The sequence below is a fragment of the Methylobacterium sp. Gmos3 genome, assembly GCF_056430985.1.
Genome location: NZ_JBWJYL010000007.1, coordinates 164,311 through 188,718, shown reverse-complemented (window position 1 = coordinate 188,718; position 24,408 = coordinate 164,311). Strand labels below are relative to the sequence as shown.

Annotated in this window: 20 protein-coding genes; 5 read left to right on the top strand and 15 right to left on the bottom strand. The window is 71.1% G+C overall.

Annotated elements, in window-relative coordinates:
* Positions 1-82: 82 nt before the first annotated feature.
* A complete protein-coding gene (locus tag ACS5Q7_RS16100; RefSeq protein WP_478340310.1) occupies positions 83-1,348 on the top strand; it encodes an FAD-dependent monooxygenase in 1,266 nt (421 codons plus the stop codon).
* Positions 1,349-1,357: 9 nt separating this feature from the next.
* Here ACS5Q7_RS16100 and ppa read toward each other — a convergent pair whose 3' ends face one another.
* Positions 1,358-1,891 (bottom strand): inorganic diphosphatase, encoded by a 534-nt coding sequence (gene ppa, locus ACS5Q7_RS16095; RefSeq protein ID WP_478340309.1) that lies wholly within the window; start codon positions 1,889-1,891, stop codon positions 1,358-1,360.
* A 105-nt stretch (positions 1,892-1,996) separates the two neighbouring features.
* Positions 1,997-2,503, bottom strand: coding sequence for an N-acetyltransferase family protein (locus ACS5Q7_RS16090; RefSeq protein ID WP_478340308.1), 507 nt, complete (start codon positions 2,501-2,503; stop codon positions 1,997-1,999).
* Positions 2,504-2,665: 162 nt separating this feature from the next.
* On the opposite strand from ACS5Q7_RS16090, the gene ACS5Q7_RS16085 reads away from it, so the two are divergent.
* Positions 2,666-3,391: a tyrosine-protein phosphatase gene (locus ACS5Q7_RS16085; protein ID WP_478340307.1), complete on the top strand. Its 726-nt coding sequence runs from the start codon at positions 2,666-2,668 to the stop codon at positions 3,389-3,391.
* Positions 3,392-3,400: 9 nt separating this feature from the next.
* Here ACS5Q7_RS16085 and ACS5Q7_RS16080 read toward each other — a convergent pair whose 3' ends face one another.
* Positions 3,401-4,255 (bottom strand): prephenate dehydratase, encoded by an 855-nt coding sequence (locus ACS5Q7_RS16080; protein ID WP_478340306.1) that lies wholly within the window; start codon positions 4,253-4,255, stop codon positions 3,401-3,403.
* A gap of 14 nt (positions 4,256-4,269) precedes the next feature.
* Complete coding sequence (locus ACS5Q7_RS16075) at positions 4,270-5,013, bottom strand: 3-deoxy-manno-octulosonate cytidylyltransferase (protein WP_478340305.1); 744 nt, start codon at positions 5,011-5,013, stop codon at positions 4,270-4,272.
* 258 nt (positions 5,014-5,271) lie between these two features.
* Here ACS5Q7_RS16075 and ACS5Q7_RS16070 point away from each other — a divergent pair, with 258 nt between their 5' ends.
* Positions 5,272-6,234 (top strand): c-type cytochrome, encoded by a 963-nt coding sequence (locus ACS5Q7_RS16070; protein ID WP_478340304.1) that lies wholly within the window; start codon positions 5,272-5,274, stop codon positions 6,232-6,234.
* A gap of 106 nt (positions 6,235-6,340) precedes the next feature.
* Positions 6,341-7,498, top strand: a complete 1,158-nt coding sequence (locus tag ACS5Q7_RS16065; RefSeq protein WP_478340303.1) for a multidrug effflux MFS transporter — start codon at positions 6,341-6,343, stop codon at positions 7,496-7,498.
* Between the two features lie 3 nt (positions 7,499-7,501).
* On the opposite strand, the gene ACS5Q7_RS16060 is transcribed toward ACS5Q7_RS16065, so the two are convergent.
* The gene (locus ACS5Q7_RS16060; RefSeq protein ID WP_478340302.1) at positions 7,502-8,005 is read right to left on the bottom strand and encodes a GNAT family N-acetyltransferase; all 504 of its coding nucleotides are present in this window, start codon (positions 8,003-8,005) and stop codon (positions 7,502-7,504) included.
* Between the two features lie 71 nt (positions 8,006-8,076).
* On the bottom strand, positions 8,077-9,300 hold the full coding sequence (gene hmpA, locus ACS5Q7_RS16055; protein ID WP_478340301.1) for an NO-inducible flavohemoprotein: 1,224 nt from the start codon (positions 9,298-9,300) through the stop codon (positions 8,077-8,079).
* Between the two features lie 136 nt (positions 9,301-9,436).
* Here hmpA and ACS5Q7_RS16050 point away from each other — a divergent pair, with 136 nt between their 5' ends.
* Positions 9,437-9,892 (top strand): Rrf2 family transcriptional regulator, encoded by a 456-nt coding sequence (locus tag ACS5Q7_RS16050; protein ID WP_478340300.1) that lies wholly within the window; start codon positions 9,437-9,439, stop codon positions 9,890-9,892.
* 1 nt (position 9,893) lies between these two features.
* Here the strand turns inward: ACS5Q7_RS16050 and ACS5Q7_RS16045 are convergent, their stop codons facing one another.
* The 9 genes from ACS5Q7_RS16045 to ACS5Q7_RS16005 all read right to left on the bottom strand — a co-directional run bounded on the left by ACS5Q7_RS16045 (position 9,894) and on the right by ACS5Q7_RS16005 (position 24,142).
* Positions 9,894-11,000, bottom strand: coding sequence for a microcin C ABC transporter permease YejB (locus ACS5Q7_RS16045; RefSeq protein WP_478340299.1), 1,107 nt, complete (start codon positions 10,998-11,000; stop codon positions 9,894-9,896).
* 181 nt (positions 11,001-11,181) lie between these two features.
* Entirely contained in the window at positions 11,182-13,074 is a 1,893-nt protein-coding gene (locus ACS5Q7_RS16040; protein WP_478340298.1) for an extracellular solute-binding protein, read from the bottom strand.
* Entirely contained in the window at positions 13,026-14,849 is a 1,824-nt protein-coding gene (locus tag ACS5Q7_RS16035) for an extracellular solute-binding protein (RefSeq protein WP_478340494.1), read from the bottom strand. Before ACS5Q7_RS16035 ends, ACS5Q7_RS16040 begins: the two co-directional genes overlap by 49 nt.
* Positions 14,850-15,046: 197 nt before the next feature.
* A complete protein-coding gene (locus ACS5Q7_RS16030; RefSeq protein WP_478340297.1) occupies positions 15,047-15,643 on the bottom strand; it encodes a PAS domain-containing protein in 597 nt (198 codons plus the stop codon).
* A gap of 193 nt (positions 15,644-15,836) precedes the next feature.
* The gene (locus ACS5Q7_RS16025) at positions 15,837-17,924 is read right to left on the bottom strand and encodes a hypothetical protein (RefSeq protein WP_478340296.1); all 2,088 of its coding nucleotides are present in this window, start codon (positions 17,922-17,924) and stop codon (positions 15,837-15,839) included.
* A gap of 283 nt (positions 17,925-18,207) precedes the next feature.
* Positions 18,208-21,018: a DUF4159 domain-containing protein gene (locus ACS5Q7_RS16020; protein WP_478340295.1), complete on the bottom strand. Its 2,811-nt coding sequence runs from the start codon at positions 21,016-21,018 to the stop codon at positions 18,208-18,210.
* A gap of 7 nt (positions 21,019-21,025) precedes the next feature.
* A complete protein-coding gene (locus tag ACS5Q7_RS16015) occupies positions 21,026-21,934 on the bottom strand; it encodes a DUF58 domain-containing protein (RefSeq protein ID WP_478340294.1) in 909 nt (302 codons plus the stop codon).
* Between the two features lie 2 nt (positions 21,935-21,936).
* Positions 21,937-22,953 carry an AAA family ATPase gene (locus ACS5Q7_RS16010; RefSeq protein ID WP_478340293.1) on the bottom strand — a complete coding sequence of 339 codons (1,017 nt, stop codon included), beginning with the start codon at positions 22,951-22,953 and terminating at the stop codon, positions 21,937-21,939.
* 121 nt (positions 22,954-23,074) lie between these two features.
* Positions 23,075-24,142: an AI-2E family transporter gene (locus ACS5Q7_RS16005; RefSeq protein WP_478340493.1), complete on the bottom strand. Its 1,068-nt coding sequence runs from the start codon at positions 24,140-24,142 to the stop codon at positions 23,075-23,077.
* Positions 24,143-24,408 lie beyond the last annotated feature (266 nt).

The window sequence follows — 24,408 nt, the reverse complement described above, 5'->3', positions numbered from 1 at the left end:
TTTCCGTTCCGGCTTCGGATGCGACATAGGCTGAGGCCAACGCGCGGTCCATGCGCCGCCATCACGGAAACGGAGACTTGCGATGAAGGCGGCCACGCTCGCATCCGCCCGGAACGGCGCTCGCCCCGGCAGCCGCACGGTTCTGATCGCCGGAGGCGGCCTCGCCGGGTTGACCCTCGCCCTCGCGCTCAAGCGCGAGAATGGGGCGGCGATGATTGTCGGCGTGCTCGATCCCGGCGGCGCCGCGCCGGAGCGCCATCGCGGCCGGGCCTACGCCATCGCGGCGGGGGGGCGGCGGATGCTGACCCGGCTCGGGATCTGGGATGCCATCACCGACGCCGCCGAGCCGATCACCCGCATGGAGATCAGCGACAGCCGCGTCGCCGATCCGGTGCGGCCGGTGTTCCTCAGCTTCGGCGATGTCCCGCTGGAGGCGGGCGAGCCCTTCGCCCACATGGTCGAGGCCGAACCCCTGGGCGTGGCCCTGCTCAAGGCCTGCCGGGACGCCGGAATCGCCATCGAGACGGTGGCGGTGACCCGCGCCGCGAGCGAGGGCGGGCGGATGCGGGTCGAGCTCTCCTCGGGCGAGAGCGTCGCGGCCGACCTGCTGGTCGCGTCGGACGGCGCCCGTTCCCGCCTGCGCGAGGCCGCGCGGATCGGCTGGGTCGGCTGGTCCTATCCGCAGGTCGGGATCGTGGCGACCATCGCCCATGCGCGCCCGCACGAGGGCCGGGCCTTCGAGCATTTCCTGCCCTCCGGCCCCTTCGCGATCCTGCCGCTGCGGGACGGCGGCGCCCTCGGGCACCGCTCGTCCATCGTCTGGACGGAGCGCAAGGAGGATGCCCCCGCGCTGCTCTCCGGTGCGCCGGACGAGGTGCTGGGGCAGATCGCCCGGCGCTTCACCCTCGATCTGGGCGAGATCGCCCTCGAAGAGGGGCCGCACAGCTACCCGCTGTCGCTCGGGATCGCGCGGGCGTTCCAGGCGGAACGGCTGGCGCTGCTCGGCGACGCGGCCCACGTCATCCACCCCCTCGCCGGACAGGGGCTCAATCTCGGCCTCGCCGACGCCGCCGCCCTCGCGGAGGGCATCGGCGACGCGATGCGCCTCGGGCTCGATCCCGGCAGCCCGGACGTGCTGCGGGGCTACGAGCGCGCCCGCCGCTTCGACACCCTGGCGATGGCGGCGGCCACGGACGGGCTGAACCGCCTGTTCTCCAACGATGCCCTGCCGCTCCGGCTCGCCCGCGACCTCGGCCTCGGCCTCGTCGACAAGCTACCGGGGCTGAAGGGACTCTTCATCCGCGAGGCGGCGCAGCAACGCGAGAGCGTGCCGCGCCTGATGCGGTGAGGACGAGGCTCAGGCCTTGGACTTCGCCCGCTCGAGGCCCTCGGCGATGAGGCGGTGCGCCTCTTCCTTGTCGCCCCAGCGGACGAACTTGACCCACTTGCCGGGCTCCAGATCCTTGTAGTGCTCGAAGAAGTGCTGGATCTGGTGGATCGTGATCTCAGGCAGGTCGGTGTAGTTCTCGACCCGGTCGTAGCGCTTGGTCAGGTGGCGCGAGGGCACGGCGATGATCTTCTCGTCCTCGCCGCCCTCGTCCTGCATCACCATCACGCCCACGGGGCGGGCGCTCATGATCGCCCCCGGCACCACGGCGCGGGTGTTGGCGATCAGCACGTCGCACGGGTCGCCGTCGCCGGAGAGGGTGTGCGGGATGAAGCCGTAGTTCCCGGGGTAGAACATCGGCGTGTAGAGGAACCGGTCCACGACCAGCGCGCCGGATTCCTTATCCATCTCGTACTTGATCGGCTCTCCGCCGAGCGGAACCTCGATGATGACGTTGACGTCATGCGGCGGATTCTTGCCGATCGAGATCGCGTCGATATTCATGGGGGGTCGCTCCCTGAGGCGGACATGGCCGCGCTGGGGGTCTCATAGACACGCGCGCGCTCAGTGCAAATCGCCGAGGCGCCACGGAGCGGGAAAACCGTTCGTTTAGCTGAAGATGTAGCCGACCTTGGGCAGCGTGATGCCCGCCACGCGATCCGGCACGAGCGGCCCGCGCTGGCCCCCCATACTTTCGTAGAAGGCGCCCGCGCGAATATTGTCCTCGAGCGTCCAGACGCCGAGCCGGCCGAGGCCGTGATCGGCGAGGTCGTTGCGGATCGCGCGGAAGAGCCGCCGGCCGAGGCCGATTCCCTGGTATTCGGGCAGGAGATAGAGTTCATCCACCTCGCCGTCGGTGCCCAGCGCCCGGCTGCGCGCCCGGCCGTAGGCGGCGTAGCCCACGATCGTGTCGCCGTTCTCGACCAGGGCGATGGGCCGCCCCCGCTTGAGGGCCCCCCGCCACCAGGGCTGCCCCCGCCCGGCGATCAGCTTTTCCAGGGCGACGCCGGGAATGATGCCGCGATAGGCCTCCCGCCAAGCCGCATCGAACACCCTCGACAAGCCACCGATATCGGCCTCCCTGGCCCGGCGGATGCTCGTGGTGCGCGTGCTCATCGGCTCGGCCTCCCCTCTCGTCTTCGGCGGACAACCCTCCGGACATGCCGCAGGTTCGGTCCCGATCCCGGCGGAGTAAAGGCAAGATCGGCGCCGTTTTGCGCGGCATTTGCCCGACCACCGGGCGACTGGTACAGGCGCACGTCGCCTTCCGGACCCATCGTGCTCAAACGTTTTCTCAAGCCCGAAACGCGCTACGCCCGCCGCATGGCCCGCATCGCCCGCTTCGAGCGGCCGATCGGCGGACCGGGCAGCCGACTCTTGGCCTGGGCGAACATGCTGCTCGTGGACCACGGGGTGTTCCGCCTCGCCTATCTCAACCGGCACCGGGTCGGCCGGGGGCAGGTCTGGCGCTCGGCTCAGCCCGGCCCGCACCAGCTCGCCCGGTTCCGCGCCGATGGCGTGCGGACGGTGATCTCCCTGCGCGGCGGGCGCGAGCACGGCTCCTGGCCGCTTCAGCGCGAGGCCTGCGAGCGCCACGGTCTGACGCTGGTGGAATTCGTGCTGCGCTCCCGCGATGCCCCTGACCGGGAGACGATCCTGGCCGCCAAGCGCTTCTTCGAGGGGATCGAATACCCGGCGGTGATGCACTGCAAGTCGGGCGCCGACCGGGCGGGGCTCGCGGCGGCGCTCTACCTGATTCTGCACGAGGGGCGCCCGGTGGCCGAGGCCGCGCGCCAGCTCTCGGCCCGCTACGGCCATTTCCGCTTCGCCAAGACCGGCATCCTCGACGCCTTCTTCGCCCGCTACCTCACCGAGGGCGAGCCGCAGGGCCTCGACTTCCTCACCTGGGTCAAGACCGTCTACGACCCGGAGGCGCTGAAGCGCGACTTCCGGCCGGGTTTCTGGTCGGACGTGGTGGTGGACCGGGTGATCCGGCGGGAGTAGCCCCGCCGGCTATTCCGCCGCCGGGCGCGCCATCTCGCGGAAGGGGTGCGCCGGGTAGGTCCCGACGATCCGCAATTCCCGCGAGAAGTAGCCGAGTTCGTCCAGCGCCCGGCGCAGGCCCGGCTCCTCGGGGTGGCCGTCGACCTCGGCGTAGAATTGCGTGGCGGTGAACTCGCCCTCGATCATGTAGCTCTCGAGCTTCGTCATGTTCACGCCGTTGGTGGCGAAGCCGCCGAGCGCCTTGTAGAGCGCCGCCGGGATATTGCGCACGCGGAAGACGAAGCTCGTCACGAAGGCGCCCTCCCCCGTGGCCGGCTCGGGCTCCGGCGAGAACACCACGAAGCGCGTGGTGTTGTGGGCAGCGTCCTCGACGTCGCGCATCAGGATCTCGAGGCCGTAGACATCCGCCGCCATGGCGGGGGCCAAAGCCGCCCGGCTCGGATCGCCGGCTTCCGCGATCTCGCGGGCGGCGCCCGCCGTGTCGCCGCTCACCACCGAGCGGAGGCCGAGGCGCCGGATGATCCGCCGGCATTGGCCCAGCGCGTGGACATGGCTGTGCACGCTCTTCAGCGCCTCAACGGGCGTGCCCGGCAGCACCATCAGCTGGAAGTGGATCGGCAGGAAGTGCTCCGCCACGATGTGCAGCGGCGAGGTCGGGATCAGGTGGTGGATGTCCGCCACCCGGCCCGCTAGCGAGTTCTCGATGGGGATCATCGCCCGCTGCGCCCGCCCCTCCGTCACCGCCGCGAAGGCGTCCTCGAAGGTTGGGCAGGGCAGCGGGGTCCAGTCCGGATAGGCCTGGGAGCAGATGATGTGCGAGTTGGCCCCGGGCTCGCCCTGGTAGGAGATGGTACGCTCAGACATCGTCTCGTGCGGGTTCAGTTGAGGCGGCGGCGCTGCATCAGCGCCCGCGCCTTTTCAAGGTCGGCGGGGGTGTCGACGCCGAGCGGCAGGTCGTCCACGACCGCCGCGTCGATGCGCATCCCGGCTTCCAGGGCGCGGAGCTGCTCAAGCTTCTCGCGGGTCTCCAGCTCGCCCGGCGGCAGGGCGACGAAGCGGGTCAGCGCCTTCCGGCGGTAGGCGTAGAGGCCGATATGGTGCCAGAGCGGGCCGGGGCCGTAGGGCGCGCGGGCGCGGGTGAAGTACAGGGCGCGCAGGCGGCGCGGGGCCACCTCGTGGCCCACGAGCTTCACCACGTTGGGGTTGTCGGCCTCCTCCGGGTCGGTGATCGCCGCGCAGAGGGTGACGATGTCCACATTCCGGTCGGACAGGGGCACGATCGACGCGCCGATGATCGCCGGGTCGATGGTCGGCAGGTCGCCCTGGACGTTGACGACCACGTCGTGCCGGCCCTCCGGGTCGATGCTCTCCAGCGCTTCTGCGAGACGGTCGGAGCCGGACGGGTGGTCGGGCCGCGTCAGCACCGCGAGGCCGCCCGCCGCCTCCACCACCTGCACGATGTCCGGGGTGTCCGTCGCCACCACGACGGGGCCGATCCCGGCCTCCACCGCACGGCGCCAGACATGGAGGATCATCGGCTCGCCCGCGATGTCGGCCAGCGGCTTGTTCGGCAGGCGGGTGGCGGCGAGTCGCGCCGGGATGAGAACGAGGGGATCGGACATGGCTTCGCGGGTCCGTGGAACGGTCGGGTCTGTATCAGGCCGGGTGGCGGTTGTCGTCCCTGGCATCCGGCCGATGCAAGGCGGTGACAATACCGGCGAAATTCTGCCTGTGCCCCACCCCCGCGACCCTGCGTTATCCCTTGGCGGCATTGTCAAGGTCGGGGCGAAGCGGCTAAGGCACCCTCGAAGCCTTCCAGAGTGCGGCGGTGTGGCCGGGTGCGCCCGCGCAGGCGCGGCCCGGGGACGTTAGAGAGGCCCATGAACGCGTTCGAGGTGAACAAGATCGCCGGTGCCGTACTTGGCGCCATGCTGTTCGCGGCCGGCTCGGGCTTCGTGGCCGAGCTGATCTACCATCCCAAGCCGGCCGGCAAGGCGGGCTACGACCTGCCGGAGGCCGAGGCGGAGAAGCCTGCGGCGGCGGCCGGCGAGGCGAAGGTGGAGCCCATCGCCGTGCGGCTCGCCAGCGCCAATGCCGAGAAGGGCCAGGGCGGCACCAAGGCCTGCCAGGCCTGCCACAGCTTCGAGAAGGGCGGCCCGAACAAGGTCGGCCCGGACCTGTGGGACGTCGTGGAGCGCAAGAAGGGCGCGCACGAGGGCTACGATTATTCCGCCGCGATGAAGGAAAAGGGCGGCACCTGGACCTATGCCGACCTGGACGAGTTCCTGACGAGCCCGAAGGCCTATGTCAAAGGCACGAAGATGGGCTTCGCCGGCATCGCCAACCCGCAGGAGCGGGCAAACGTGATCGCCTACCTGCACACGCTCTCGGACAGCCCGAAGCCCCTTCCGGCCGCCGAGAAGGCCGAGGACAAGCCCGCCGCCCAGCCGGCGGCCGCCAAGTCCGAGGAGAAGCCGGCCGCCGCGCCCGCCGCCGAGAAGCCGAGCGCTGAGAAGCCGGCCCTCAACAAGGGCTCCGAGGGCAAGGACTCGCCGGCCAAGCCGGCCGACACGAGCACCGCCAAGCCGGCGATGGAAAAGCCGCCGGGCAGCCCGCGCCCCGAGGGCAACGGCAGCGACCGCAACGCGCCGGCCCCGCCGGCCGACGCCCATGACGGCGACCAGCAGGGCCAGCCGTCGAGCGTGATCCCGCCGGAATCGACCGCGCCGTCCGCGCCGGCCACCAAGGAGCCGCCGTCGCAGGCGAACCCCGAGGCGGTCGACAAGGCGAAGGAACTGGATATCCAGGTTCCGAAGAAGGACGACAACGCGCCGCCGAAGTAAGGCACCGCGCGAAGCGAAGGGCCGGGCCGCACGGGCCGGCTCTTCCGCCGTTGTCGTGAGCGTCGCAGAGGACGGCCCTTTGCCGGACGAGACTCCCGAACGGCCCATGCCGCGTCAGGCCTCCCTGGCGCTCCTCGTCGCCGTGACGATGACCGGCACGGTGGCCCTGCACATCTTCGTGCCGGCGCTCGCCGCCGCCGCCTCCGACCTGCATACCGACGCGGCCGGCATCCAATCCACGATCACGGTCTACCTGATCGGCCTCGCGGGCGGGCAGTTGCTCTACGGCCCCCTCTCGGACCGCTACGGCCGCCGCCCGGTGCTGATCGGCGGGCTCGGCCTGTATCTCGCGGGGCTCCTGCTCGCGATCCCCGCGCCCAATCTCGCCGTGCTGCTCGTCGCGCGGATGATGCAGTCCCTCGGCGCCTGCTCCTGCCTCGTCATCGGCCGGGCGATGGTGCGTGACGTCTCGACCCGCGAGGACGCGGCGCGCAAGCTCGCCATCCTCGTCACCGCGATGACGCTGACCCCCGCCCTCGCCCCAGCCATCGGCGGCGTGGTCAGCCACGCCTTCGGCTGGCGGGCGGTGTTCGTCGTGCTCGCGGGTTTCGTCGCCGTGCTCGGGGCGATGGTGGTGCTGACCCTGCCGGAGACCAACCGGCACAAGGTGGCGCTGCCCGGCTTCGCGGCGGTGCTCGCGGCCTATCTGCGCCTCGTGCGGATGCCGGTCGCCCGCGCCTATCTCGTGGCCGGGGGCTGCGCCGGCACCAGCCTCTACGCCTTCCTGGCGGTGGCGCCGTTCCTGCTGGTGAACCGCCTCGGGCGTTCGCCGCAGGAGGTGGGGTTCGATTGCCTGCTCGTGGTGTTCGGCATGGTCGCGGGGGCGGTGCTGGCGAGCCGGATCGCCCGGCGGGTCTCGATCCTGCGGGGCGCGCGGGCCGGCAACCTCATCTGCATCGTCTCGGCGCTGGCCTTGCTCGCCGTGGACCGATCGGGCCTGCTGACGATCGAGACGCTGATCGCCCCGCTCTTCGCCTACGCGGTCGGGATCGGGTTGCTCAGCCCCAATGCCGTCGCCGGGCTGATGAACGTCGATCCGCACGCGGCGGGTTCGGCATCGAGCCTCTACGGCTTCACCCAGATGACCTTCGGCGCCCTGTTCACCGCCGCCGCGACGGCGTGGCCCGCCACCTCGGCGACCCCCGTCGCCCTGACGCTCCTCGCCGCCGGGCTGATCGCGGGGCTGTCGCTCCGGCGAGGATGAGGCTCAGCCCTGCGCGGGCAGGATCGCGCCCGAGAGGGTGGCGGCGAAGCCCTCGCGGAGTTCGAGCCAGAGCAGCCGCGCCGGATCGACCGGCCCCGGCATAACGAGCCGCCCCGGCGGCACCGGCGCAAAGCCGAACCGCGCGTAATAGGGCGCGTCGCCCACGAGGATCACCAGCCCCTCCCCCGCCTCCCGCGCGGCCTCGATGGCGGCGCGGGTGAGGGCCGAGCCGATGCCCCGCCCCTCGAAGCTCGGATCGACGGCGAGCGGCCCGAGCATCAGGAAGCCCGCCGCCCCCGCGCGAACCGGGCTCATCCGCACCGAACCGACCAGGAAGCTGCCGACGGACGCGGTGACGCCGAGATCGAGCCGGTACGGATTGCCCTCGCGCAGGCGATAGGCGGTTCGCGCGAAGCGGCCCGGCCCGAAGGCGCGGGCCTCCAGGCGGGCGATGGCGGCGGCGTCCTCCGCCCGCTCGGGGCGGACGACGAGGGAGAGTGAGGTCACGGCTCAGGCGGCTCCGGCGAAACCTGAGCCGCGTAACAGTGTGCGGGCGCTGCGGCAAACCGCCGAGGCGCTCACGCGGCTTCCCGCACCTCGTCCGCGACGAGAGCGTCGGCGGGGCCGAAGAACTCGTAGCGGATCCGCTCGGGCGGCACGCCGGCGCCCTGAAGGCCGTTCACGAGGTCACGCAGGAACGGCTTCGGCCCGCACAGGTAGTAGGTCGCCGTCGCCCGGGGTGTGTTCGCGACGAGCCAGTCGGCGGTGATGCGGCCGTGATGCTCGCCCTCGACCCCGTGCCGATCCTCCGGTTCGGGCGCATCGTAGAAGGTCTCGACCCGGACGGCGCCATGAGAGACGGCGAGGGCGCGGGCGTGCTCGCGCATGGCATGCACCCGGCGGCTCAGGGCGCCATGGACGTACCAGACGGGCCGGTCACGACCGTCCGCCGCCAGCGCTTCCAGCATGCTCACCATCGGCGTCAGGCCGACACCGCCGCTGACCAGGACCACCGGATCCGCCCCCTCGCCGTCGAGGAAGAAGTCTCCCGCCGGGGGAGCGAGCCGCAGCACCGTGCCGGGCGCCACTCGATCGTGCAGCCACGTGGAGACGACGCCATCGCGCTTCACGGTGATGCGGTAGGACCGGCCGTTCGGCGCGCAGGAAATGGAGTAGTTGCGCTTCAGGACCCCGTGGCCCGGCACGGTGAACAGGAAGCCGAGATACTGGCCGGGCCTGTGCCGCAGCACCGGGCCGCCGTCGGCCGGCACGAGCACGAAGGAGCGGATCGTCTCGCTTTCGGGCGTGATGCTCTCCACCACGAAGTCGCGCCAGCCGTTCCAGCCGCCCGCCCCGCTCGCGAGGTCGCGGTAGATCGCGGCCTCGCGGCCGATCAGGATTTCGGCCAGGAACCAGTAGGCCTCGCCCCACGCGGCGCAGATCTCGGCCGTGGCCGCATCGCCCAGGATGTCGCCGATGGCGCCGAGCAGGGCGTCGGCCACATGCGGATAGTGTTCCGGCAGGATGTTGAGCGCCACGTGCTTCTGCGCGATCCGCTCCACGGCGCCTGCCAGCACGGACAGGTTATCGATGTTGCGGGCATAGGCCAGCACCGCCTGGGCCAGCGCCTTGGGCTGCGAGCCGGTTTCGCCGTGATGCGATTGGTTGAAGAGATCGCGCATCCCCGGATCGCGGAACAGGCGCTCGTACATCCGCTTTGTGATGGCGAGGCCATGGGCTTCGAGCGCCGGAACGGTGGCCTTGATCAGGGCGACGGTCGCGGGGGAGAGCGGGGTCGGCATGGCGGGCCCTTTAAGGTGCATTGGATATGAACCTTATACCGCCGCGCGTTGAAACCTGCAATTCAAATGCATGTTATGAGGAGCGGATGGGCACCGGTTCTCGACCGATGGTAAGCGGAGGGTTGAGAGGACCACGATGCGCTTGACCCGCTACACCGATTACAGCCTGCGGACGCTCATCTACGTGGGGCTGCGGGAGCCTGGCCAAAGCTCCATCGGCGAGATCGCCCGCGCCTACGGCATCTCCGAGAATCACCTCACCAAGGTGGTGCACCAGCTCGGTCGCCTGGGGCTGATCCGCACGATCCGCGGGCGCGGCGGCGGCCTGCGCCTCGGCATGGCGCCGGAGCGAATCGTGATCGGGCAGGTGGTGCGCCAGACGGAGGACGATCTCGCCCTGGTGGAGTGCTTCGCCACGGGCGCCTGCATCATCACCGCGCCGTGCCGGCTGAAGCGGGCCCTGGGCGAGGCGCTGGCGGCCTTCCTCGCCGTGCTCGACGGCTACACCCTGGCGGACCTGCTCGCGGGCTCCGAGGGCGGCGAGATCGCGCGACTTCTCGGCATTGCCACGCCGGAGCCGGCCGCGCCCTGATTCAGGTGGCGCGGGCCGAGAAGTCGATGCGCGGATCGATCCAGACGTAGATCAGGTCCGAGAGCAGGTTCACGGCGAGCCCGATCAGCGAGAAGATGTAGAGCGTGGCGAAGACCACCGGGTAATCCCGCCCGACGATGGCCCGGAACGAGAGCTCCCCGAGCCCGTCGAGGGAGAAGATCGTCTCGATCAGCAGCGACCCGGTGAAGAAGGCCGAGATGAAGGCTCCGGGGAAGCCGGCGATGACGATGAGCATCGCGTTCCGGAAGACGTGCCCGTAGAGCACCCCGCGCTCGGACAGGCCCTTCATCCGCGCGGTGAGGACGTATTGCTTGCGGATCTCGTCGAGGAACGAGTTCTTGGTGAGCAGGGTCGAGGTGGCGAAGGCGCCGATCACCAGGGCGGTGAGGGGCAGCGCCATGTGCCATGCGTAATCCGTGACCTTGTGCCAGGGCGTGAAGCTGTCCCAGCCCTCGCTAGTAAGGCCGCGCAGCGGGAACCATTGGTAAAACGAGCCGCCCGCGAACAGGATGATCAGCATCAGCCCGAACATGAAGCCCGGCACCGCATAGCCGACGATCACCACCGCCGAGGTCCAGCGGTCGAACCGCTCCCCGTCCTTCACCGCCTTGCGGATGCCGAGCGGGATCGAGATCGCGTAGGACAGGAGCGTCATCCACAGGCCGAGCGAGATCGAGACCGGCAGCCGCTCGCGGATGAGGTCGATGACGCCGACATCGCGAAAATAGCTGCGGCCGAAATCGAAGCGGATGTAGTTCCATAGCATCATCGCGAAGCGCTCGGGCGCCGGCTTGTCAAAGCCGAACTGCTTTTCGAGCTTGGCGATGAATTCCGGGCTGAGGCCCTGCGCGCCACGATAACGGGAATTGGCCGCGCCCCCCGCGCCGCCGCCCCGCGATCCGCCGCCGAGATCGCCGTTGCCGCCGGTCACGCGGGACAGCGCGCCCTCGTTCTGCCCCTGCATCTTCGAGAGTACCTGCTCCACAGGGCCGCCGGGGGCGAATTGCACGATGGCGAAGGTGATCAGCATGATGCCGAACAGGGTCGGGATCATCAGGCCGATCCGGCGCAGGATGTAGCTCAGCATGGGGTGTGGCCGCTCGAGGGCGTTGTCCGCTCTCCCATACACCACCTCATCCTGAGGTGCCGCGTCAGCGGCCTCGAAGGAGGGCTCCAGGAATCGCGCGCCGGCTGGAGGCCCCCTTCGAGGCCGCCGCTGCGCGCCGGCACCTCAGGATGAGGGAGTGGAAGGGAGAACGCGCCCATCCTCATTCCCGCCCGATCCGCCGGGCCTTGTCGGCGTCGGACCACCAGGTCGCGGGGGCGCCGAGGTCGTATTTGGGCGGGGTCGACGGCCGGCCGAACACGTCCCACAGGGCGAGGCGGTGCTTGTCGCCGTACCACATCGGCACCCAGTGGCGCCCGGCGCGCAGCACCCGGTCAAGGGCGCGGCAGGCCGTGGTCATCGCGGCACGGGAGTCCGCCCCGGCGATGGCCGAGAGCAGCGCGTCGACGACGGGGTCCGCGATGCCGGCCATGTTGTTGGAGCCGGGCGTCGCGGCGGCGCGGGAGCCATAGAGGTCGCGCAGTTCCGCGCCGGGGGTGACGCCGCCGGAATAGCGCCGGGCGGTCAGGTCGAAGTCGAAATCCTTCAGCCGCGCCTGATATTGCGACGGATCGACCATGCGGCTCGACGCGCGGATGCCGACGAGGCCGAGGTTGCGGATGAAGGGCTGCGTCACCGGCTGGAAGACCGGGTCGTCATCGAGGAATTCGAGGGTCAGCGGCTCGCCGCCGGGCAGGCGCATCTCGCTACCGGTTCGAGTGCAGCCCGCCTCCCGCAGCAGGGCATCGGCGCGCTTCAGGAGCGCTCGGTCCTGGCCCGACCCGTCCGAGACCGGCGGCAGCCAGGGCTCGCCGAACACCTCGGCGGGCAGCTTTTCGCGATGGGGTTCGAGGAGCGTCAGTTCTTCCGGCGACGGCGCGCCCGTGGCCTTCAGGTCCGAGTTCTCGAAGAACGAAGCCGTGCGGGTATAGGCCCCGTACATCAGGTTGCGGTTCGCCCATTCGAAATCGAAGCACAGGCCGATGGCCTCGCGCACCCGGGGGTCCTTGAACTTCGCCCGGCGCTCGTTGATCCACCAGCCCTGCGTGCCGCTCGGTCTCGCGTCCGGCACCAGTTCGCGCACCACCCTCCCCTCGGCCACGGCGGGAAAGTCGTAGCCCGTCGCCCAGACCCGCGCGGTGAACTCCTCGCGGAAGGTGAAGGCGCCGCTCTTGAACGCCTCGAACGCCACCGTGCGATCGCGGAAATACTCGTAGCGCAGGCTGTCGAAGTTGTGCCGGCCGACATTCACCGGCAGGTCGGCGGCCCAATAATCGGCGACGCGCTCCAGGCCGATGGAGCGGCCGGGATCGACCGCCGCCACCCGGTAGGGACCGGAGCCGAGCGGCGCGTCGAGGGTCGAGGCCTCGAAATCGCGCTGGGCGTAATAGGCCGCCGAGAAGACCGGCAATTGCGCCACGATGAGCGGCAGGTCGCGGGCGCGGCCCGGCGCGAAGGTGACGACGAGGCGCCCGTCGCCCTCGGCGCGGGCGTCGGTCATGTCGCGGATCGTCTCCGCGATCTCGGGATGGCCCTTGTCCCGCAGGATCTTCAGGCTGAACGCCGCGTCCTGAGCGGTCAGCCGGGTGCCGTCGTGGAAGCGGGCCTGGGGCCGCAATTCGAAGGTGTAGGTCAGCCCATCCTGGCTGACGCTCACGGAGCGGGCGAGGAGGCCGTAGATCGCGTCCGGCTCGTCGAGGGCGCGGGTCATCAGGCTGTCGAAGGTGAATTCGAGCCCCGCCGCGCCGGCGCCGCGCAGCACGTAGATGTTCAACGTGTCGAAGGTACCGAGCGACTGGTTGCCCACCGTGCCGGAGAGTTGCCCCGAGAAGCGCCCGCCCTTCGGCGCCATCGGGTTCACGTAGTCGAAGTTGCGGAAGTCCTTCGGGTACTTCAGGTCGCCGAAGCTCGACAGGCCGTGCCGCTCCTCGTCGGCGGCCCGGGCTGGCAGGGGGAGCGGTACGGAGGCGGCGAGGCCACCGAGGACGAGGCCGCGCCGCGTCGCCCTCACCGGGGCGCCCCCGTCTTGGCCGCGAGCGCCTCGTCGTACCACCATGTCGTGGGGAAGCCGGAATTGGCGTAGAGCGGCAGGATCGGCGGCCGGTTGAAGCGGTTCCAGCGCAGGGTCCGCTGGCGGTCGGACGCCCATTGCGGCACGACGAAATCGTGGGCCAGCAGCACCCGGTCGAGGGCGCGGGTGGCGGCGATGACGCCCTCCCGGTCTGGGGCGAAGATCACCTTCTCGATCAGGGCATCGATGGCCGGATCCTTGATGCCGATCAGGTTGCGCGAGCCCGGCGAGTCGGCGGCCTTCGAGCCCCAGTACTCGCGCTGCTCGTTGCCCGGCGACAGCGATTCACCCCAGCCGGCGGTGGTGATGTCGAAGTCGAAATTGCGCATCCGGTTCTGGTACTGCGCCTGATCGATCACCCGCAGGGTCGCGCCGATGCCGATGAGCTTCAGCTGCGCCGAGAAGGGCAGGATCACCCGCTCGAAGGTGTTCTGAAATTCCAGGAACTCGACGGTGAGCGGCGTGCCCGCCTTGTCGACCATCTGGCCGCCCTTCAGCTCGTAGCCGGCCTCGCGCAGCAGGCGCACCGCCTCGCGCAGGTTGGCCCGCACCGCCTCGGGGCTGTCGTTGACCGGGTTGGTGTAGGGCGTGGTGAAGACCGAGGCCGGCACCTTGTCCTTCAGGCCCTCAAGGATCTCCCGCTCCTTGCCCTCGGGCAAGCCGGAGGAGGCGAGTTCCGAGCCGAAGAAATACGAATTGATGCGCTTGTAGAGGCCATAGAACAGCGACTTGTTCATCTCCTCGTAGTTCAGCGCGAGGTTGAACGCCCGGCGCACGCGCGGGTCCTTGAACTTGTCCTTGCGGGTGTTGAACACGAACGCCTGCATGATGCCCGTGCCCTTGTCGGGGAAGGCCTCCTTGATCAGGCGCCCGTCCTTCACGGCGGGGAAGTCGTCGTAGGCGGTCGCCCAGTTGCGGGCGATGTTCTCGACGCGGAAATCGTAGAGGTCGCCCTTCAGCGCCTCGACCAGCACGGTGCCGTCACGAAAATACTCGTAGCGGATGGTGCCGAAATTGAACCGGCCGGCATTCACCGGCAGGTCCTTGCCCCAGTAATCGGCGACGCGGACATAGGTCGCGGTGCGGCCGGGCTCGAACTTCTCCAGACGGTAAGGGCCGGAGCCGAGCGGAATCTCCAGGCTCGTCTCGGTGGGGCTGCGCTGACGGCCCTGCGCGTCCTTGCCCTCCCACCAGTGCTTGGGCAGCACCCGCAACTGTCCGATCACCTGCGGCAACTCACGGTTGCCCTTCTCGGAGAAGGTGAACGTCACCTCGCGCGGGCCGGTCGCCTCGGCCTTGTCGACGGTCTGGTAGTAGGCGGCGTAGAACGGCGAATTCGCCTTCAGCACGCCGAAGGACCACACCACGTCCTCGGGGGTGATCGGCTGACCGTCGTGCCACTTGGCGCCCTCGCGCAGGCGGTAGGTGACGGAGCCGAGATCGGGGGGAATGCGCACCGCCTCGGCGAGCAGCCCGTAGGAGGAGAAGGGCTCGTCCGAGGCTTCGGTCGTCAGCGTGTCGTAGATCTGCTGGACGCCGCCTTCGAGGTCGCCCTTCAGGCCCGAGACCACGATGTTGAAATTGTCGAACCCGCCCTGCGCCCCGAGCCGCACGAGGCCACCCTTGGGGGCGTTGGGGTCGGCATAGTCGAAATGCTTGAAGTCGGGTCCGTATTTCGGCTGGCCCATCAGCGTCATCGCGTGGGTCCATTGCCCGTTCGCGTCGGGCGGCACGGGCTGCGCGCCCGCCCGGCCGACCATGCGGGCGGTCAGGACGGTGCCCAGAAGGGTGCCGTTGAACAGGCGGCGGGTCACGGGATGCGTCACGCTCAAGCAGCCTCCGGTCCACGCGATCGCCGGGCTTGCCGGCCCGCGATCCTCCCGGGGGTCTTAGGACGGCACCCGGGTCGCGTCGAGTGCGCGGGGGCGCCGTGCGTCACGTCGCCGGGCGGCCGGGCTCAGTGCCGGGCGCGGCGGGCGAGGTGTGTTCCGACCTCGAACAGGGCGAGGTCGAGGATGACGCGCAGGTGGTTGTCCGCCTCGCCGCCGAGTTCGTCGATGGCCTTGCGCGCATCGAGAAGCAGGCCGGCCGCCCGGTCCAGGGCGTGGCGGCCGTGCGCCCCGGTCTCGGTGAAGAAGCCGGTGCCCTCGTCCCGGCTTTCGGTGATGTCGATGATGATGCCCTTCGAGCGCACGGGGCGGCCGACATTGTCCTGGTAGATCCGGCCTCGGCTCAGGATCCAGCGGATGCCGCGATCCACGGTGACGACGCGGTACTCGGCGAGGAAAAGGCGACCGGTGGCGAGCGCCCGCTTGAGCGCCTGGACCAGCCATTCGCGGTCGTCGGGATGGATGCCGACCATCCCCGCCTCGCCGTGCAGCGGCTGTCCCGCGAGATCGGGATCGAGGGCCAGGAGGTCGGCGGCGCCCCGGTCGTACCGGGCGGTGCGGCGCACGATATCCCAATCCCAGGTGCCCACCACGCCGGAGGCATCGAGGGCGGAACGCAGATCGTCGAACGACCCGCAGCGGTCGTCATGCACCCTGGAGGCCACGAGCGGCTAACCCCTCGGTTCGAAAGGATACACAATGACGGGAAAACAACTTCACGCCATCTGCTGCCGACCAATTGAGTAGCGATAGTTGCTCAATTGGTAGCCATCCAACCCTTATACTACCCTTTCTGATACGGACGTTTCCCCTCGCAAGCAACCTCGATCGCGGGGAATCCCCGCCGCGCGAGCGGCGTCAGGCACGGCTTTGGCCGCGGCGGCCCTCGACCAGCCACATCGCCAGCACGGCGGCGGCGAGCGCCGCGAGGGCGGCCAGCCCCAGCGCCAGGGGATAGACCTCGACGCCCCGGATGTTGGCGCTGTCGCTCGGCCGGAAGCCAATCCAGTCGCCGCCGGACAGGCGCCCGCCGCGCAGGCTCTGGAGCCTCGGCACCTGCAACGCTCCCGCCGCGTCGGAGAGGCGCCGCACCGACCCGCCGGAGGCCTCCGAGACGGCCCGCAGCCGCTCGGTATCGCTGAACACGTCGGCGAGTTCGCGTGGGTTCGCCGGGCCGACGCTCACGAAGGCGACGAGGTTGCCCGAGCGCAGGGTGTGCAGCCCCAGGCTCTGCGCGTCGAAGGTCGCGGTGAACAGGCCGGGCTCGGTGGGCTTGAGATTGAGCGTCGTGACCTTGCCGGTCGGCCCCGTGACGGTGACGGGCTCGGCGGTGTCGGCCATGGTCTGCCGCTCGACGCGGACCTCGCGGCCGTGGCCCGTGGTCTGGGCGCGCAGGGCCTCTTCCTCGAGGGCGGGCTCCTTCATCAGCCAATGGGCGAGGCGCCGGAGCAGATCGAGATAGGGGCCGCCATCCTGGTAGCCCCGCGCCCACAGCCAGGCATGGTCGGACAGGAGCAGGGCGACGCGGCCCTTGTCCTCCCGCGAGAGGGCGAGCAGCGGCAGGCTGTCGGCGCCCGACAGGATCGGCTCGATGCCCGGCCGCAGCCGCGCCTGGACGATCCGCAGCCAGTCGCCCCAGGCCGGCGGCGAGGCGTCGGAGCCCGGCAGGTCGCGGGTGACGGGGTGGCGCTTGCCGGTCTGGGTCGGGGTCGCCTTGTAGGGCCGCTCGACCACCCGCCCGTCGGGATCGCCCGGCAGGATGCCCGCGAGCCGGGTGCGGGCGAGGCTCGCCGCGCCGGCATATTCCGGCCCGGCGGCGATCAGCAGCGCCCCGCCCTCGCGGACGTAGCGGACGATGTTGTCGAAATAGGCCTGCGGCAGCACGCTCTGGTTGGCGTAGCGGTCGAAGATGATGAGGTCGAAATCCTTGATCTTCTGGACGAACAATTCGCGCGTCGGGAAGGCGATCAGCGACAGTTCGGAGATCGGCGTGCCGTCCTGCTTCTCCGGCGGGCGCAGGATGGTGAAATGCACGAGGTCGACGTTGGCGTCGGACTTCAGGAGGTTGCGCCACGTCCGCTCGCCCTGGTGCGGCTCGCCGGAAACGAGGAGCACGCGCAGCTTCTCGCGGATGCCCTCGATGGGCAGGACGGCGCGGTTGTTGACCGTCGTCAGTTCGTTGGGGAGCGGCTCGACCTCGATCTCGACGACGTTCTGGCCGCCATGCTCGATCCGGGTGGAGAGGTCGAAGGGGCGGCCGGTGGGGACGTCGCGCCGGTCGATCTCCTCGCCGTCGCGGCGGGTGACCACCACCGCGTGGCCGGTGCCGCCGCGCTCCATCACCTCGGCGCGAATCGTCAGGTCCTTGCCGACGATGCCGAAGCGGGGGGCCTCGATCAGCTTGATCTGCCGGTCGCGCTCGTCGGCATGGCCGGTGACGAGGACGTGCAGGGGCGCCTTGATGCCGAGCTGGGCGAGATTTTGCGGAATGTCGTGGACGACGCCGTCCGTCACCATCACGACGCCGGCCAGCCGCTCCGGGGGCACGTCGGCCAGCGCCTGACCCAGGGCGGTGAAGAGCTTGGTGCCGTCGTCGCCCTCACCGGCATCGGGCACGTCGATGAAGCGCGGCTCGATGGTGGTGAGCGCGCCGAAGCGACGCTGCAACTCGGCCCGGACCTGATCCGTCACCTGCGGCCGGTCGCCGAGCGCCTGCGAGCCGGAGCGGTCGATCACCACGGCGGCGATGTCCTTCACCGGCTCCCGGTCCTCGTGGACGAGGGCGGGGTTGGCGAGCGCCGCGAGAACGAGGGCGAGGACGAGGGCGCGCAGCAGCGCCGTGCGGCCCCGGGCGACAACCGCCAGCACCGCCATCGCCAGCGCGACGACGCCGAGGACGGCGAGGACGGGCCACGGCAGGAGAGGCGTGAAGCTGAGGCTCAGCATGGGCGTGCTCCGCTATGGCATCCGCGTGCCTCGACCCGACCGAACGCAGCGCCCCCCTCTCCCCGCCTGCGGGGAGAGGCCCGTCCGCACTTCGTCGTGCGGACGGGAAGCGCAGGCGAAGCCGAGGCGGCGGTGAGGGGGCGGCGCCGAATGTGGCTCGGACGGCCACGCCCCCTCACCCCCGGCTGCCGCCTCGCTCCGGCGACGACAGGGTCGCCGGAGCCCTCTCCCCGCAGGCGGGGAGAGGGGAGAGGATCGAGCGCCGGCCGTGTCCTCGGAAAACTCACTGCCCCAGCCGCTCCAGCAGCGCGGGCACATGGACCTGATCGGCCTTGTAGTTGCCGGTCAGGGTGTAGATCACGATGTTGACGCCGCCCCGGAACGCCATCTCCCGCTGGCGCTGGTCGCCGCCGGTGATGGGATAGAGCGGTTCGCCCCGCCGGCCGATGGCCCAGGCGGTGGCGAGGTCGTTGCTCGTGATGATGATCGGGCTCACCCCGTCGCCCGCCCGCGCCGGGCGGCGCTCGCCGCCCTCGGGGGCCGGCGGCAGGGCCTCGACCCAGGTCTGGCCCGTGGCGTAGCGGCCGGGGAAGCTGTCCACGAGGTAGAAGGCCTTGGTCAGCACATGGTCGGCCGGCACCGGCTCCAGTTCCGGCACTTCCAGCGTCGCCAGCATCTTGCGCAGGTAGGTCGCCTCCGGGCTCGGGGGGCTGCCCGGCCGGGCGGTGAGGGCGTCGCGGGTGTCGAACAGTACCGTGCCGCCGTTGCGCATGAAGGCGTCGATCTTGCGGATCGCGGCCTCGGAGGGCTGCGGCCGGTTCGGCGCGATGGGCCAGTAGATCAGCGGGTAGAAGGCGAGTTCGTCCTTGGCCGGATCGAGCCCCGCCGGCTCGCCTGGTTCCAGGGCGGTGCGGGCGGCGAGCATCTGCGTCAGGCCGGAGAGCCCGGCGCGGCTCGCCTCGTCCACGGCGGCATCCCCCGTGACGATGTAGGCGAGCCGGGTGATGAGGGCCGATTCGATGCCGTTCGGCCGGTTGGCCGGGGATTCCTCCGCGCGCACGCCCCGCACCGGCACACTGGACGCCACGAGGGCCGCGAGGATGAGCGCGGCGGGCCGGGCGCGCAGGGCCCGCAGCCGCCCGAGGAACCCGCCGAGCCACAGCCCGGCGAGCGTATCGAGGACGAGGAGCAGCAGGCCCGCCGTGAACAGGCCGGGGCGCAGGTCCACAGTGGAGGCTCCAGCCAGGGAGCCAAGGGCGGCCCCGGTGAGGGGCGCATAGTCGATGGGCGCGAGCCGATCATCGGGCTTGAGGGCGTTCACGCTGATCCCTCCGTCCGGCGGGCCGTAGAAGCCCGGCGGATGTTCCTGGCTCGCCCGGTCGGCGTAATCGGCCGGAACGGCGGTGGCGGAGGCCGGCGCCGAGCCGAGCGCGCCGAACCCGTCGAGGGTGACGCGGGGCGCCAGCACGGCGACCTTCGCGCGGTTGGCGCCGGCCTCGGTGGAGGCCGGGCCGGCACCCGCCAGCGCCACCACCCGCCGCAGCATGTCGATGAACAGGCCGGAGAGCGGCAGGTTCGACCACGTCGTGTCGGCGGTGACGTGGAACAGCACGATCCGCCCCTGCCCGCGCTTCTGCGCGGTGACGATGGGCGTGCCGTCCTGCAGCGACGCCCAGGTCTTGCCCGGCAGGTCGCCATCCGGCTCGGCGAGGATCTGGCGGCGCACGCCGATATCGGCCGGCGGGGTCAAGCCGGCGAAGGGGCTTTCCGGCGGGAACGGCGCCATGGTCTTCGGCGCGTCCCAGGACAGGGCACCGCCGAGGTTGCGCCCGCCCCGGCGCAGGCGCACCGGCACCAGGGTGTCGTGTCCGGCGGCGAGACGCGGCCCGGCGAAGCGCAGGAGCAGCCCGCCCTCGTCCACGAACGAGTCGATGCGGGCCGCCGTCTTGTCGTCCAGGGCGCCGACATCGGCCAGAACCAGCACCGAGACCTGATTGTCGAGGAGCTGGTTGATCGAATCCGCGAGGCTCGCCGCGCCGCGCGCCTGCTGCACGTCCGCGAAGGGTTCGAGGGCGCGGGAGAGATAGTAGAGCGGCGCCAGCAGCGGCTGCGACTGATCGAGGGTGCCGCCGAACACGAGGCCGACCCGGCGCCGCTTGCCGCGCTCGTCCATGAGCGAGACCGCCCCGGCCGAATGCTCGTTCGCCACCTCGATCCGGCTGATGCCGTTGCGCAATTCGGTGGGCATGTCGAAGGCGGCATCCGCGCTCAGGGCGTCGCCCGCAAAGGCGAAGTCGCGCTCGGCGAGCGGCAGGCCCTTCTGGTCGAGGGCGCGGATCACCCCGGCATCCCGGCCATTGGGGGCCGCGCGCAGGACATGGGCGGTGAGACGCCCGCCGGTTTCCGAGACGGTGAGCGCCAGCGCAGGCGGCCTGTCGGCCTTGAGCACGCTGAGCGCCGCCCCGGCGCCGGTCGCGAGGTCGTTCAGGCCCTTGGCGAAACGCTCGTCTGCGCTGCCCGCGACCCCGTCCGTGATCCAGACGATGCCGGCGCCCTGGTTCTTGTCGAGGAAGGTGCCGATGCCCGACAGATGCGCGTCGCGGGTGGGCCGGTAGGGCCTCGGCGCGAGGGCGCGCAGCCGCTCCAGGGTGGCGGCGGGGGGCTTCGCCTCGACGGCGGCGACCGGCTCCGCGAGGCCGACGAGCGCCACCGCGCGCCCGTCGCGGGCGGCGCCCTCGACGGTATCGGTGGCGACCCGCATGCGGTCGCGCCAATCGTGCGCGGCAGCGAAGCCGTTGTCGAGGAGCACGAGGAGGGGCCTCTTGCCCCCGCCCGCGCCGATGCCGCCGGGGCTCCAGACGGGGCCGGCCACCGCCAGGATGAGCGCGGCGGCGATGAGCAGCCGCAGGATCAGCAGCCAGGGCGGCGTCCGCGCGGGGGTCTGGCGCTGCGGGATCAGGTCCGCCACGAGCTTCAGCGGCGGGAAGTCGATCCGCCGGGGACGCGGCGGCGTCACCCGCAGGAGGATCCACAGGGCCGGCAGGCCGATCAGGGCGGCGAGCGCGAGGGGTGCGGCGAAGGTCAGGCCGAACATGATCGCCTCAGCCGCCGCGGGCGATGACGAGGGTCGCGAGGCGCAGGGCCGCCTCGCTCGCCGGGCGGTCGGTGCGGTGGAGCGTCAGCGTCCAGCCCGCCCCGCGCACGATCTCCTGCAGCCGCTCCCGGTGGGCGGTGATCCGCGCCCGGTAGCGTTCGCCCCAGGAGCCGGCATCGCCGATGGCGAGGGAAGGCCCGCCTTCGAGGTCGTGCAGCACCGCCTGCCCCGTGAAGGGGAAGGTCTCCTCGATGGGATCGACCACCATGAGCAGGTGCCCCCGGCTCCCCGCCGCCGAGAGGCCGCCGATGGATTCCGCGATCCGCTCCGGCGGGGTGAGGAAGTCGCCGATCAGCACCACCTCGTCGAAGCGCGCGGGCTGGGCCTCCGGTGGCAGATCGCGGTCGAGCCCGGCTTTGTCCGCGACGAGGGCCTGGGCCAGATGCTCGACGATGCCGCGCGAGGCCCGCGCCCGCGTCAGGCCGAGCAGCCCGACCCGCTCGCCGCCATCCACGAAGGCGTCGGCCAGCGCGAGGCCGAGGACCAGCGCGCGCTCCACCTTGGATGCGCTCGCAAGGTCCGAGGAGAAGGCCATGGAGGCCGAGCGGTCGATCCAGAACCAGATGTTGTGGGCCGCTTCCCATTCCCGCTCGCGGACATAGAGCCGATCATCGCGGGCCGAGCGGCGCCAATCGACGCGGGCGGCGGCCTCACCGGTCACGAAGGGGCGGAACTGCCAGAAGCTCTCCCCCGGCCCGGCCCGGCGGCGGCCGTGCAGGCCATGGGCGAGCAAGCTCGACACCCGGCGCGCCTCCAGCACGAGGCGGGGCATCGTCGCGGCCAGCGCCGCCGCGCCCTCGGTCTCGCGGCGCCCCGGATGGCGCGTCTGCGCGGCGAGGGCCTGTGTCGCGACCAAGGTCAGAGCTTCTCCGCGAGCTTGGCGATCAGGCCCTCGATGGTCTCGCCATCGGCGCGGGCGGCGTAGTTGAGCGCCATGCGGTGCTTCAGAACCGGCTCGGCCAGCGCCTTCACGTCGGCGACGGAGGGCGCGACCCGGCCCTCGATCAGCGCGCGGGCACGGGCGGCGAGGGTCAGCGCCTGGCTGGCGCGGGGGCCGGGTCCCCAGAGGAGCTTGTCCTTCACCAGCGCGTCGCCGCCATGGGGGCGCGCCGACCGGACGAGATCGAGGATCGCCTCCACCACCGCCTCGCCCACGGGCAGGCGGCGCACGAGGCGCTGGGCGGTCAACAGCTGGTCGGTGGTCATCACCGAGGTGGGGCGAACCTCGTCGGCGCCGGTCGTCTCGATGAGGATGCGCCGCTCGGCGGCCCGGTCGGGGTAGCCGACGTCGATCTCGAGGAGGAAGCGGTCGAGCTGCGCCTCCGGCAGGGGGTAGGTGCCCTCCTGCTCGATGGGGTTCTGCGTGGCGAGCACGTGGAACGGCCGGGGCAGGTCGTGGCGCTCGCCGGCCACCGAGACGTGCCCCTCCTGCATCGCCTGGAGCAGGGCGGACTGAGTGCGCGGGCTGGCGCGGTTGATCTCGTCCGCCATCAGCAATTGCGTGAACACCGGACCCTTCACGAAACGGAAGGCGCGGCGGCGCTCGGCGTCCTCCTCCAGGATCTCGGTGCCGAGGATGTCGGAGGGCATCAGGTCCGGGGTGAACTGCACCCGGCGGGCATCGAGGCCGAGCACCGTGCCCAACGTCTCCACCAGCTTGGTCTTGGCCAGACCCGGTAGGCCGACGAGGAGGCCGTGGCCGCCCGCGAGGATCGTGACCAGGGCGAGGTCCACGACCTTCTCCTGCCCGAAGATGACCCCGTGGATCGCCTCGCGGGCCTGTCCCACGGCCGCCAAACAACTCTCGGCTGTCGCAACGATGCCATCATCGAGGCTGGTGGCGGGGCTCGCGCCCTGGCTGGCGGCCTGGATCATGCCGGTGTCGGTCTCCCTTGGGCTCCGCGGACAGGGATCCGCAGAGCCCGGGAGTGTGGGCCGGCTTCATGGGGCTGGCAAGGTCGGGATCGCCGCACGGTTGCGTGGGCGCCCTTCCCACTCAGGCCTTCACGTCCCGGCCTTCGGTGAATTCCCGCCACAGCAGGACGAGGGCGGCCATCACCGCCGGCCCGAGGAATAGGCCGAGCAGGCCGAAGGATTCCACGCCGCCGAGGATGCCGAGCAGCACCCAGAGGAAGGGGAGCTTGGTGGTGCCGCCGATCAGCGCGGGCCGGATGAAGTGGTCGGCCGCGAAGGTCACGACCAGACCCGCCACGGCGACGATGATCGCGGCCTTCACCGCCCCCGCCGCCACGAGGAGCAACGCCGCGATGGCGATGGCCAAGGCCGCGCCGAAGGGGATCATCGCCGCCACCGCCGTGAAGGCGCCGAGCAGGACCGGGTGCGGCACGCCCGCGAAGTAGTAGACGATGCCGAGGATCACGCCCTCGCCGAGGCCGACGAGGACGAGCCCGTCCACCGTGCCGTGGACGGAGGCCACCATCTGCCGCGCGACGCGCTCGCCGCGCGGGCCGAACAGCCGGTCGCAGGCGGTGAGCGCCTGCCGCGCGACCGTGTCGCGGTCGCGGAACAGGAAGAACAGGGCGACGAGGCTGAAGCCGAACAGCACCACCCGGTGCACCACCTCCCGCCCGATGTTGCGGCCCGCGCCGAGGACCTTGCCGTTGTCGAAGCGGTGCATGATCTCGGACCCGGCCTGGGCATGGCCGAGGTTGTCGTTCCACCACGCCGTCGCCTGGGCGGCGCCGTAGGGCAGATGATTGAGGAAGTCCGGGGCGGGGATGCCGCTCTCCTCGGCCTTGCGCACGAAGTCGGCGACGTCGTGCGCCTCGCGCGCCGCCTGTACGCCGAGGACGACGAGGGGCACCAGGAAGACGAGGGCCACGGCCAGCACCGCGAGGCTCGGCAGCACGATGTTGTGCCGGCCGGTCGGGAAGCGCCGCTCGATCCGGGCGTAGAGCGGCCCCATGGCGATGGCCAGCACCACCGCCCAGGCGAGGGCGGGCAGGAACTCCCGCAGGGTGTAGAGCCCGACGGCGCCGAGCGCGAGGACGAGCAGCACCCGCGCCAAGCCCTGCGAGCGCGCCCGCTCGACGGGCGGGAGCATCGAGGGGTCCGGCCGCGCCTCGGCCAGCGCCCGCGCCTGGGGCACGGGGGCGGCGAAGGTCGGGTCGAGGGTCGAGGGGGGCGACGGTTTCATCCGCCTTCTCCGATTCGGGTTGCCGGGCTGATTCGGGCACGGCGGAGCGTGGCCATGGCTCGCCGCAGATAGGTCGTCCCCGTGCATCCGCCACCACGAGGGCGCCCGGCCGACCGGCTCGTGAACGCGCGAGCCCGGCAAACGGCCCCGCGTCGTGTTGCGGTTGCCGCACC